The organism is Capnocytophaga cynodegmi, assembly GCF_002302475.1.
GTDB lineage: Bacteria > Bacteroidota > Bacteroidia > Flavobacteriales > Flavobacteriaceae > Capnocytophaga > Capnocytophaga cynodegmi.
Map to the genome: position 1 here is coordinate 1 of NZ_CP022378.1, position 12411 is coordinate 12411.

Here is a 12411-nt window from a genome sequence, read left to right on the forward strand (position 1 = left end):
ATGAAAGATTTAGCCGAAAAAGTTTGGGGTAGGTGTCTTGATTTTATTAAAGACAACATTGATGAGCAGCCATTTAATGTTTGGTTTGCTCCTATTGTGCCTGTGGGATTAGAAGGTAATACGCTTAAAATCAAAGTTCCAAGTAAGTTTTTCTACGAGTTTTTGGAAGAAAATTACATATCATTACTTAAATCGGCATTGACTTTTGCTCTGGGAGCTAATTCTAAATTAACGTACATCATAGATGCTTCTGTTAAGGAGCAAGTACCAAGTACAAACCGCCCTGAATTGGCAAAACAATCAGTAACTGTATCTGTTCAAAACAAAAATCCAGAGCTTAAAAATCCATTTATTATTCCTGGAATTCGCGAGATTACAATTGATCCACAGCTTAATCTCAATCAAAACTTTGACAATTTTGTTGAGGGAGCTTCCAATCGCTTGGCTCGTTCTGCAGGGATAGCTGTAGCTAACAAACCTGGTGGTACATCATTCAATCCTTTGTTCATTTTTGGCGGTGTGGGACTTGGAAAAACACATTTAGCTCACGCTATTGGCGTGGAAATCAAGGAGAAACATCCTAAGAAAAAGGTGTTGTATGTTTCCGCTGAAAAATTTACGCAACAGTTTGTAAATGCTACAATGTCAAAAGACAAGGATAAAAATACATTGAATGATTTTATCCATTTTTACCAGTTAATTGATGTGCTTATTGTTGATGATATCCAATTTTTATCATCAAAAATAAAAACTCAAGATGCATTTTTCCATATTTTCAATCATTTGCATCAAAATAATAAGCAGGTTATTTTGACATCAGACAAAGCTCCTGTGGATATGCAAGATATTGAGCAGCGACTGCTATCACGATTTAAGTGGGGACTATCCGCAGAGTTACAGGCTCCTGATTATGAAACTCGTTATAAAATTTTAAAAAATAAGTTCTACACAGATGGAGCTGAAATTAGTGATGAAATTATTGCATATTTAGCTCATAATGTAAGAACTAATGTACGTGAATTAGAAGGAGTTAGCAATTCATTGATAGCTCAAGCTGCTTTCAATCGTAAGGAATATTCAATTGAATTGGCTCAAAGCATTATTGAAAAATCTATAAAAAATCATAGAAAAGAAATAACTATTGACCAAATACAACAGATAGTTGTAGATTATTTTCAAGTAGATTTAGAAGCATTGCAATCAAAAACACGTAAAAGAAATATAGTACAGGCACGTCAGTTGGCGATGTTTTTTGCTAAGAAGTACACTAAAAATTCACTTACCACTATTGGTTCACAAATAGGGCAACGTGATCACGCAACTGTTTTACACGCTTGTAAGACGGTTGAAAATCTGGCGGAAACTGATCGTGAATTCAAAAAATATGTAGATGATTTGACTTTGAAAATATCCAATTAAAATTATATTCCCAAGTTCAAAAGCTTGGGATTTTTTATATGAAGAATTTGCAAAGAAGCGTAACTTAATTTGTTTTTCTTTATAAAAAATGTAACTTTGCGATGCTTAAACTTACTATAAAATTTTAAATGAAAACAAAAATATTAATGGTTTGCTTAGGGAATATTTGTCGTTCTCCATTAGCAGAAGGGGTTTTAAGGTCAAAACTTGATTCTGAGAAGTTTGAGGTAGATTCTGCAGGAACTTCAAACTACCACGTAGGAGCAGCTCCTGATCGTCGTTCCATAGAAGTCGCTCGTAAAAATGGAATTGATATCTCTAACCTAAAGGGGCGTCAAATTTCGGTTGATGATTTTGATAAATTTGATTACATTTTTGTAATGGACAGAAGCAATTATGCTAACGTTTGTGAATTGACAGAAAATGCCAAACATCGAGAAAAAGTTTCTTTTTTATTAGATACGCTTGGCAAAGCAACCTTGAAAGAAGTTCCCGATCCATACTATGGAGATAAAAATGATTTTCGAGCTGTATTTACTATGATTGACGAGGCTTGTGATGTGATAAGTGAAAAGTTAAAAAGTATTCACTAAAGTATCATTTTTAACTTATTCCATATTTAGTTTTCTGAATTTATGTCGAGTATCTATCTGATTCCTAATTTTTTAGGAGAGAGTTCCGCTGATATGGTTTTACCAAATCAGATTGAGAGTGTTGTTCGTTCATTGAAACACTTTATTGTGGAAAATGAAAAATCAGCAAGAAAGTTCATAAAACAAATTGCTCCCGATAAATCACAACAAGAGTTAGTCTTTTTTACTATTAATAAACATACTTCTCCAGATGAATTGCCTTCTTTTCTGGAGTCTTGTACAAATGGATTTTCGATGGGAATTATTTCAGAGGCAGGGTGTCCTGGAATTGCAGATCCAGGTGCGGAAATTGTCAAAATAGCTCATAAAAAGCAAATTAAAGTGATTCCTTTAGTAGGCCCTTCTTCTATATTATTGGCTATGATGGCAAGTGGACTAAATGGACAAAGTTTTGCTTTCAATGGTTATCTTCCAATTGATAAATCAGATCGAAGAAAAACATTGAAATCTCTCGAGAAAAAAGCAGTAGAGAGTAATCAAACTCAAATTTTTATTGAAACTCCTTACAGAAATGATAAAATGTTCGCTGATTTAAAAGAAATTTTACAGCCAACAACTATGTTATGTGTTGCTTGTGACATTAGTTTGGAAACTGAGGAAATAAAAACTCAAACTATAGCTCAGTGGCGAAAAACGAATATTTCCTTTCAAAAACGACCTGCTATTTTTATTATAGGTAGTTAAAAAATATTCGTATTTTTCAATTTTTTATTTATATATTTGCCGAAAAGTTTTTCTTCTTACACATTAAATTGATTTTTTTGAAAATTTTACATATATGTTTCATAAAGAAGGTTTTAAAATAATTCTTGTTACTTTTGCAATAACTGTGGGAGTTGCATTATTAGCTCATTTTTTTGTTGATATTTTTTGGCTACAGAAACTCATTCAAGCCGTCGCAATAGTATTATTGGTGTTAGTACTTCAGTTTTTTAGAAATCCTAAAAGATTTACGCAAAAGAATGATAATCATATAATTGCACCAGTAGATGGAAAAGTTGTGGTTATTGAAGAAGTTGAGGAAAAAGAATATTTTAAAGATAAGCGTTTGCAGGTTTCTATTTTTATGTCACCTATCAATGTACACGTAACTCGTTATGCTTTAGGGGGAAAAGTGATTTTTAGTAAGTATCACTCTGGAAAATATTTGGTAGCTTGGCACCCGAAGGCTTCTGAAGAAAATGAAAGAACTACAATTGTTGTTGAAAATCAAATATTTGGAAAGGTATTATATAGACAAATAGCAGGAGCTTTGGCTAAACGTATCGTGAATTATGCAAAAGAAGGAGATGTGGCTATTCAGGGAGCTGATGCTGGTTTCATTAAATTTGGCTCACGTGTGGATTTATTCCTCCCTTTAGGAACAAAGATAAATATCGAGCTAGGGCAAACTGTTAAGGGAGGCGTTGATGTAATAGCTGAAAAATAGGAAGTTAAACACAGAAATTATTTTTTAATTTAATTTTTTAGAAAAAAGTAAAAGAAATTTATGGGAAGAGCATTTGAGTTTAGAAAAGCCCGAAAGTTTAAGCGTTGGGCTGCGATGGCAAAAACATTTACACGTATTGGAAAGGACATCGTGATGGCAGTGAAAGAGGGAGGTCCTCATCCTGAGTCTAACTCAAGATTAAGAGCTGTAATTCAAAATGCTAAGGCGGCAAATATGCCAAAAGAAAATATAGAAAGAGCTATCAAAAAAGCGTCTGAAAAGGATACCGCAAATTACAAAGAGGTTCTTTTTGAAGGCTACGCTCCTCACGGAATTGCGATTTTGATTGAAACGGCGACCGATAACAACAATCGTACAGTAGCAAATATCCGTAGCTATTTTAATAAATGTAACGGAACTCTTGGTACTTCTGGTTCAGTTGAATTTATGTTCGACCATACCTGCAATTTTAGAGTAAATGCAGAAGGTATTGACCCAGAAGAACTTGAACTTGAAATGATTGACTTTGGAGCAGAGGAGGTTTTTGCTGATGAAGACGGAATTCATATCTACGCACCTTTTGAAAGTTTTGGGGCTATCCAGAAAGAACTGGAAGGTAGAAACATAGAAATTTTATCTTCTGGATTTGATCGTATCCCTCAGGTAACTAAGGAATTATCTGCTGAAGAACAAGCTGATGTAGAAAAGCTTCTTGAAAAAATAGAAGAGGACGATGACGTCCAAAATGTCTATCACACTATGAAAGAAGCTGAGGCTTGATTTTCTAATCAAATAAATTTGTGAATATTCAAAACTAATATACAAAAACTGTGAAAGATCGCTGTTTAGGCTTTCTTTGGCAGTTTTTATTTTATTACATATATAATTATGTCATTTATAGAAGATTATAAAAAGGTATTTTTAAATCATCTGGAAAAATCAGTCATTAAAACAAAACCTGAAAATCTATATGCACCAATGCATTATATTTTGGGATTAGAAGGAAAACGGATTCGTCCTATTTTAACATTAATGGGGGCAGATCTTTTTGGAATAGATTATAAAAAGGCTCTTCACGCAGCTTTGGCAGTAGAGGTTTTTCACAATTTCTCATTGGTTCACGATGATATTATGGATAATGCACCCTTAAGAAGAGGAAAACAAACAGTTCATAGCAAGTGGAATACTAATACGGCAATTCTATCAGGAGATGCAATGTTAATCATTGCCTATCAATTGTTTGAAAATTATAAACCAACTATTTTTCAGGAGTTAGCAAAATTGTTTAGCAAAACAGCTTTGGAAGTTTGTGAGGGACAGCAATTGGATATGGATTTTGAAACTCAGAATGATGTAACAACTGAGCAATATCTGTTGATGATAAAATATAAAACCGCTGTGTTAGTGGGAGCTGCTTTACAAATGGGAGCAATTGTGGCAGAAACTTCTGAGGAAAACAAGAAACTTGTGTATGACTTTGGGGTTCAGTTAGGATTGGCTTTTCAACTTCAAGATGATTATCTTGATGCATTTGGAGATAGCTCTTTTGGTAAACAAATAGGTGGTGATATAATGGAAAATAAGAAAACAATGCTTTATTTGAAAGCTCTGGAATTATCTGATAATGAAATGAAAAGTGAATTACATTTCTTGTATAATAATACAGAAGAAAACCCTGATAAAGTTGAAAGAGTAAAACAAATTTTCATAAAAACCAAAGCTACTGATTTTGTAAAAAAAGAAATTGAAAAACATACAAAAAAATCTTTGGAATCACTCGAAAGATTGAATATTCCTGAAAATAAGAAGATTGAAATCAGAAAATTTGCTATTGATTTGATGGATAGAAAAATATAAGTAAGAATTGCAATAAAATTATCTAAAATATGGAAAAGATAGAAAGAACATACGCAGGAATTCCTGAAGAAAATGCAACTTTTGAAAATTCGAAAGTAATGTTGGTGACAGTTCCTTACGACGGAACATCAACTTGGGGAAAAGGTGCAGATAAAGGTCCAGAACTTTTTTTAAATGCTTCTGAAAATATGGAACTCTATGATATTGAAACAAATTCAGAGCCGTATTTAAATGGAGTTTATATGGCAGGAGAAATTTCAGAAAATAGTTCTCCTGAAGCAATGACTGAGGCAGTTTATCAAAAAACGAAAGAACTCTTAAAACACGAAGATAAATTATTTACACTTTTCGGAGGGGAGCATTCTGTTTCAATTGGTTCAATTCGTGCAGTAGGGGAGAAGTATGAGAAACTAACAGTACTTCAGTTAGATGCTCACACAGATTTGCGTCCTGAATTTCACGGCTCTACATCTAATCACGCTTGTGCTGTTTTTGAGGCCAATCAAAAGCATAAGTTGGTACAAGTGGGCATTCGCTCAATGGATGCAGAGGAAAAACAATATTTGCCTAAAGGACGCGTATTTTTTGCTCACGAAATTGCTAAAAATAAAAATTGGATAGATGATGTACTGGACAAAGTTTCTGGAAATGTGTATATAACTATTGACTTAGATGCTTTTGACCCTTCAATAGCTCCATCAACGGGTACTCCAGAACCAGGCGGACTACAATGGTATCCCACATTGAAGTTGTTACGTAAAGTTTTCAAAAAATGCAATGTTGTAGCTTTTGATATTGTGGAACTTATGGATAGCCCAATGGCTAAACCAACTGCTTTTCTGGCTGCAAAATTGTATTATAAAATGTTAGCGTATCACTTCAAATATAAAATGAAAAGAAAGTAGAAAAATAGCTTTTTATTAATAATATGAAAAAATCCTCTTTTAAAGAGGATTTTTTATTTTTATGCAAATTCGTATAAATTAGTTACAATAAGGACATTTTGATGATTAAGATTTGTGTGCTTTTTTATTTGCTTATTTTGTTTTCATATTATAAAATAATGAAGCATTTCGAAGTGTTTTTATTTCGTATATTAGTTTTATAATTTCGATTTTTTTCTATTTATTTTGTAAATGTAAAAAAATATATTAATTTAGTCCTCAATTTTATTAATTAACATAAATAAGCAAAAAATGATGAAAACAAAAAGAATTTTACTGCTTTCATTTGTTTTAGGATTATTTTTTAGTTCTATAATGGCACAAACGAAAGTATCTGTAACAGGTACTGTTACAGACGAGAAGGCGATGCCCTTACCAGGGGTAAGTATTATTATTAAAGGAACAGCAAAGGGAGTTTCTTCTGATTTTGATGGAAAATACACCATTGAAGCTGTCCAAAATGAAATTTTAGAATTTAGTTCTATTGGTTTTGTATCGCAGCAAAGAGTGGTTGGAGCAAATTCTAAACAAATCATTAATGTAATCTTGAAAGAAGAAACTCAACAACTTGACGAAGTAGTGGTTACTGCTTTGGGTATCAAACGTTCCGAAAAAAGTTTATCTTATGCAACGCAGAGTGTTTCAGGAAAGGAACTTACTGATGTTCCTTCAAGCAATGTTTTGAATACTCTAGCTGGTAAAACTGCAGGTATGACTGTAACAGGTTCAGGTTCAGGATTAGGAAGTTCTGTTAAAATTGTGCTTCGTGGTAATCGTTCCATACAGGGGAATAATCAACCTTTGTATGTTGTTGACGGAACTCCTATAAACACAGCTTCTTTTTCTTCTACTGGAGCTGAATGGGGTTTTGGTGGAGGTGTTGATACTGGTGATGGTATGGCGGGGATTAATCCTGAAGATATTGAAAGTATTAACGTGTTGAAAGGAGCAACTGCAGCGGCTTTATATGGTAGTCAAGCTGCGAATGGAGTAATATTGATTACCACTAAGCGAGGGAAATCAGAAAAGATGGCTGTTTCAGTCACCTCATCGGTACAGGCTGATATTCCTTATCTAACTTACGAGTTTCAAGATCGTTATGCAATGGGAACTAATGGTGTGAATCAGCAAACACGAGATGCTTGGGGAGCTGCTCGTACTACTGAAGACCTAAGTAATGACTTTGTGAGAGACTTTTTCAATACGGGATTTATGATGCAAAATGGGATTTCAGCAAGCGGTGGGAGTAATACTTCAAAAAATTTCTTGTCTTATCAAAATACTTCTGCATCAGGTATTATGCCTATGAACGAATTTAAAAAGCACAATTTGAGTATACGTTCTACAACAAATTTATTTAATAATTTCGTAGAAGTAGACGGAAGTATTGCTCTTACTAAGCAAGATACTGAACACGCTCCAACGGCTCCTGGACGTTATTATAACCCTATAGTAGGATTATATTCATTTCCTGCGGGGGCATCAGTTTTTAATCAGTATCGAGATGCGTATGAAATCTCTAATCCTAATCGGAATGGATTGATGACAATGAATTGGATTAATGAAGAAGATGTTTACAAAAATCCGTATTGGCTTATCAATCGTCATAATTATTCATTTGGAGTAGAGAAAGTAATCGCTAAGTTAAACACAAAACTCAATTTCACACCTTGGTTAAATCTACAATTACGTGGAAGTTACGATAGAACTGCTACTATTGGCGAACGGAAAATCCATTCAGGTGTTGTTACAATAGCGGGAGCCAATGGACGTTATGATTACAATACAACAGATGATGCTTTGCTTTATGCCGATGCACTTTTATCTGCTAATAAATCTTTTGAACATTTTTCAGTAAGTGCAACTCTGGGATCAAGTATTACAGACAGAAAGTACGAGGGTAAAGATGTTTTAATTGGAAATTTAGTTATTCCTAACTTATTTGATCTTCGAAATTATACAGGTATTGATGGAGGAATAACACCTACAAGAACACATCGTCAGTTACAATCAGTTTTCGGAACAGTTTCTTTGGGATATGACGAAATGGTGTTTTTAGATGTCACAGGACGTAACGATTGGTCTTCTACATTACCCGCAAACAATCGAAGTTATTTTTATCCTTCATTAGGAACATCAATAGTGTTTACTGAAATGTTAAACAAGTCAGAAGCTAAACCCATTTGGCTTGATTTTGGTAAACTTCGTTTTTCTTGGACGCAGGTAGGTAACGATATGCCTTGGGGACTTACAGAGCCATACGACAGACTGAAAAAAGGAGGTGTTATCGTAGCTAATACAGTAAAACCTTTTGATGATTTGAAACCAGAACGTTCAAATTCACTCGAAGCGGGAATAAACTTACGTATGTTTGCTGGTCGTTTAACCTTAGATGCGGCTGTTTATCAAACTATTACAGAAAATCAGTATTTTGAAGTAGCTAATACCTCTGGTTCAGGATATTCCAGTTATTATATTAATGCAGGAAAAATTAGAAATCGTGGACTGGAAACTACTCTCAGCTTCATACCTATTCAAACCAAAGATTTTTCTTGGACAGGAACTATTAACTACACCTTAAATGAAAATTTTGTAATGACATTACCTTCTCAGTACGCTGATAAGGGATTTGATTTGAATGGTAACACTTATTTTATAAGACTTTATGAAGGTCAGGAATGGGGAAGTATGTATCAAAAACGTTTAAAAAGGGACGATAAAGGTAATATCCTTCTTACTCAAACCATTGATAATGGTGTTGATAAAGGAATTCAATTACAACAAAGTGATGATTATGAGCACATAGGAAATATTAATCCTAAGTTTCTGTTAGGATTCAAGAATGAATTTACATATAAAAATTTATCTCTTAGTTTCTTAATTGATGGTCGTTTTGGAGGAAACGTAATTTCTACCACACAACATTATTTGGACTCTTACGGACGTACTGAACGTACCGCAGATGCTCGTGACAATGGAGGAGTTCCAATAAAGGGTATTCTAACACAAACAGTCAAAACTAATGGTAATGCAGATGTGGTAACCACAAGTGATTTTGATGGATTAGTAAACGCTCAAACATATTACAAAATAGCTCCTTCGGGGGAAACTTCTGTTTATTCAGCAACTAATGTACGTCTTAGGGAACTTTCACTATCCTATTCCCTTCCAAAATCTATCATTGATAGATTGAAACCTATAGAAAATATCCGTTTATCACTCATTGGACGCAATTTGATGTTTTTCTACAGAGATGCTCCTTACGATCCCGAAATTACACTTTCTACTTCAATAAATGGAGCTTCAAACACTGATAATTTCAGTATACCAGCTTCCAGGAGTATAGGTTTTAGCGTTAATATTAACTTATAATTACAACAAAATGAAAAAGATAACTTCAATAATATTATTAACTGCCATATCAATTGCAACTTTTGTAGGTAGTTGTACAGGCAACTTCGATGAGTACAATCGAGATGATTTTGCACTTACAGAAGAACTCAAAAAAGCTGATTGGATTCACTTAAAAGCATTTATTTCTCAAATGCAACAATCCATATATTATAATAATAGTGGTGGTGATTGGGAATTTCAACTTATACAAAACTTAAACGCAGATATATTCAGTGGATATCTTACACCACCTACACCTTTTAATGGAGATGTTTATAACGCTAATTATTATATGATGGAAAACTGGAATCATTATGCGTTTGATTATTACAATAATAACATATTGAAACCTTGGCTTAATGTAAAAGCAAAAACCTTGGATTTGAACGAGTCGTTGGACGTTTATGGAGTGGCTCTAATTTTGAAAGTAGCAGGGCTTCATCGCTCAACTGACCTTTATGGACCAATCCCTTATTCCAAATATGGGCAAGGAGGAATAACAACTCCCTATGATTCTCAAGAAGATATTTATAATCAGTTTTTTAAAGAATTGGACGAAGCTGTAGGATATCTAACTAACCACCTTGAAAAGAATAAAGATATCAATAGTTTGGGAAATGCTGATCTTATTTATAAGGGTAACTACGAAAAATGGCTGAAATGGGCTAATTCATTACGATTACGATTAGCTATTCGTATTTCAAAAGTAAATCCTTCTTTAGCAAAAACCGAAGCTGAAAAAGCTATGAGTAATAAATATGGTGTTCTTGAAACTAATAGCGATAACGTTATGGTTCCTACAACCAACATTGGGCATCCGCTTATTGTCCTTGCTAATGATTATAACGATACGCGTATGAGTGCTGATATGGAATCTATTTTAACAGGATTGAAAGACCCTCGTATATCTGAATATTTTTCGGTAGCTACAGATGAAAATGTAAATGTTAAAGGAAAGTATAAAGGTGTTCGTCAAGGTATTAATTTTGTTAGTAAGGATTTACGTTCAGGTTACTCTACTTTGGGCGATCGTTTCAATATTTCTAACTATTATTCTACTCCCATCACTTTAATGACTGCAGCAGAAGTTTACTTTTTACGTGCAGAAGGAGTTTTGCGAGGCTGGAATAATATGGGAGAAACAGCTGAAAATCTTTACAATAAGGGTATAGAAATTTCTATGCAACAATGGGGATTACCAGTTACTAAAGCTTATATTACAGATGATGTTAATAAACCAGCTGATTATGTTGATCCTAAAAATGCTAATTATAACGTATCAGCCGCTTCAAAAGTGACTGTAAAATGGGATAATAGTGCAGACCCTGAAACTAATTTGGAGAAAATTATTACGCAAAAATGGATTGCGATGTTCCCTGAAGGTAAAGAAGCTTGGGCTGAATTTCGTAGAACAGGTTATCCTAAGTTACTTCCCATAGAAGTTAATAATAGTGGTGGTGAAATTGACTCTAAGGTAATGATTCGTCGTCTTCGTTTTCCTCAAAATGAACGAACAGGGAATAATAGAGATGAAGTAACTAAAGCTATTCAATTACTAAAAGGAGCAGACTCTCCAGGCACACGCCTTTGGTGGGATACAGGAGGTAGCAATTTTTAGAATAATAAACTAACAAAGTCACTCATAATGAGTGACTTTTTTTATCTTTTGGATTTTTTTGAAGGGGTGATTTTGAACTTCATCCAAACCCCTTTATGGTCGCTGGGATATATCCCCAAAGGTTTTATAATTGTGTCCTGAAAATCATCTTTAATAGGCTTTGACCGACAAACAGAACTATCCGTTCCAAAAAGTTTAGCTTCTAATACTTTAATTCCTTTTCCTTTATAATAAATCAAATCAATACGTTCGCGTTCATCTGCTTTAGGCGCCCAAGTAAGTTTTTTGATGTCTGTATCTGCATTATAGCAAGGATATGTAAAACCAGGGTGTGTTAAAGGATTAGGATACAACTCTCTATAACCATCTTTATATTCTGCTTGTTCCAATAATTTTGATATTGTCCAAGGAACAATCATTCCCTTATGGTCGTAGAGTTGAGCTGTTGCTTCTGTCCAATCCAAATGAGAAGGTTCATTGAAGTCACCTCCAAAAATTACATATCGTCCTGCTTCTATATCGTGTCGAGCTTCGTTTAGAAAAACTCGTATTTGGTCATCACGCCACGATAAATCATTGAGTCGTAACAGTTCACTAACAGAAGTTGGAGGTGAAGTTTCTTTCCAAGTATATCCATCATAACCACGAACATTATAATATGCACAATCCAAATAATCAAGATGCCCTGTATAGATAGCAAACTCACATCCATTAATTTCTGCAACTAATTTGTGGATGCTTCCGTGGTCTTTATTGACAGGAAAAACCACTACCGAATCTTTTATAGGATGTTTACTTATAAGTCCGCTATCATCTGAATAAAAAGAATAATAAGTCAATCCTTTTTTTTGTAATGATTTTGTTAATCGTTCTGTGAAATTAGATTGATTGTAGTTGCGTACTTCGCTAAGGGTTACAAAATCAGGTTGTAATCGTGCTATTTCAGCCACAATGACATCGTATCCTCCTGAAATAACTGTTCCTTCTTGCCAAACATTCCATTGTAAAACAGTAACTTCAAAATCTTTTTTTGATTGAGCAGAAGACTGTACAAACGGGATAAAAAATAGTAGTAAGATTGCTAAACTCTTATTCATA

10 protein-coding genes are annotated in these 12411 nt (G+C 33.9%); 9 read left to right on the forward strand and 1 reads right to left on the reverse strand.

Annotated features, from left to right (window positions below; genetic code table 11):
* From dnaA to CGC48_RS00045, 9 genes are all read left to right on the forward strand, one after another.
* Entirely contained in the window at positions 1 to 1419 is a 1419-nt protein-coding gene (gene dnaA, locus CGC48_RS00005; RefSeq protein WP_095897264.1) for a chromosomal replication initiator protein DnaA, read from the forward strand.
* Between the two features lie 128 nt (positions 1420 to 1547).
* On the forward strand, positions 1548 to 2012 hold the full coding sequence (locus tag CGC48_RS00010) for a low molecular weight protein-tyrosine-phosphatase (protein ID WP_095897265.1): 465 nt from the start codon (positions 1548 to 1550) through the stop codon (positions 2010 to 2012).
* A gap of 42 nt (positions 2013 to 2054) precedes the next feature.
* Positions 2055 to 2756: an SAM-dependent methyltransferase gene (locus CGC48_RS00015; protein WP_095897266.1), complete on the forward strand. Its 702-nt coding sequence runs from the start codon at positions 2055 to 2057 to the stop codon at positions 2754 to 2756.
* 94 nt (positions 2757 to 2850) lie between these two features.
* Positions 2851 to 3501, forward strand: a complete 651-nt coding sequence (locus CGC48_RS00020; RefSeq protein ID WP_095897267.1) for a phosphatidylserine decarboxylase family protein — start codon at positions 2851 to 2853, stop codon at positions 3499 to 3501.
* 60 nt (positions 3502 to 3561) lie between these two features.
* Positions 3562 to 4281 carry a YebC/PmpR family DNA-binding transcriptional regulator gene (locus tag CGC48_RS00025; RefSeq protein WP_041991565.1) on the forward strand — a complete coding sequence of 240 codons (720 nt, stop codon included), beginning with the start codon at positions 3562 to 3564 and terminating at the stop codon, positions 4279 to 4281.
* A 108-nt stretch (positions 4282 to 4389) separates the two neighbouring features.
* Positions 4390 to 5358: a polyprenyl synthetase family protein gene (locus CGC48_RS00030; protein WP_095897268.1), complete on the forward strand. Its 969-nt coding sequence runs from the start codon at positions 4390 to 4392 to the stop codon at positions 5356 to 5358.
* A gap of 38 nt (positions 5359 to 5396) precedes the next feature.
* Positions 5397 to 6263, forward strand: coding sequence for an agmatinase (speB, locus tag CGC48_RS00035; protein WP_098029705.1), 867 nt, complete (start codon positions 5397 to 5399; stop codon positions 6261 to 6263).
* 291 nt (positions 6264 to 6554) lie between these two features.
* On the forward strand, positions 6555 to 9674 hold the full coding sequence (locus tag CGC48_RS00040) for a SusC/RagA family TonB-linked outer membrane protein (RefSeq protein ID WP_095897269.1): 3120 nt from the start codon (positions 6555 to 6557) through the stop codon (positions 9672 to 9674).
* A 10-nt stretch (positions 9675 to 9684) separates the two neighbouring features.
* Entirely contained in the window at positions 9685 to 11313 is a 1629-nt protein-coding gene (locus CGC48_RS00045) for a RagB/SusD family nutrient uptake outer membrane protein (RefSeq protein WP_095897270.1), read from the forward strand.
* Positions 11314 to 11354: 41 nt separating this feature from the next.
* Here the strand turns inward: CGC48_RS00045 and CGC48_RS00050 are convergent, their stop codons facing one another.
* Complete coding sequence (locus CGC48_RS00050; RefSeq protein ID WP_095897271.1) at positions 11355 to 12410, reverse strand: endonuclease/exonuclease/phosphatase family protein; 1056 nt, start codon at positions 12408 to 12410, stop codon at positions 11355 to 11357.
* Position 12411 lies beyond the last annotated feature (1 nt).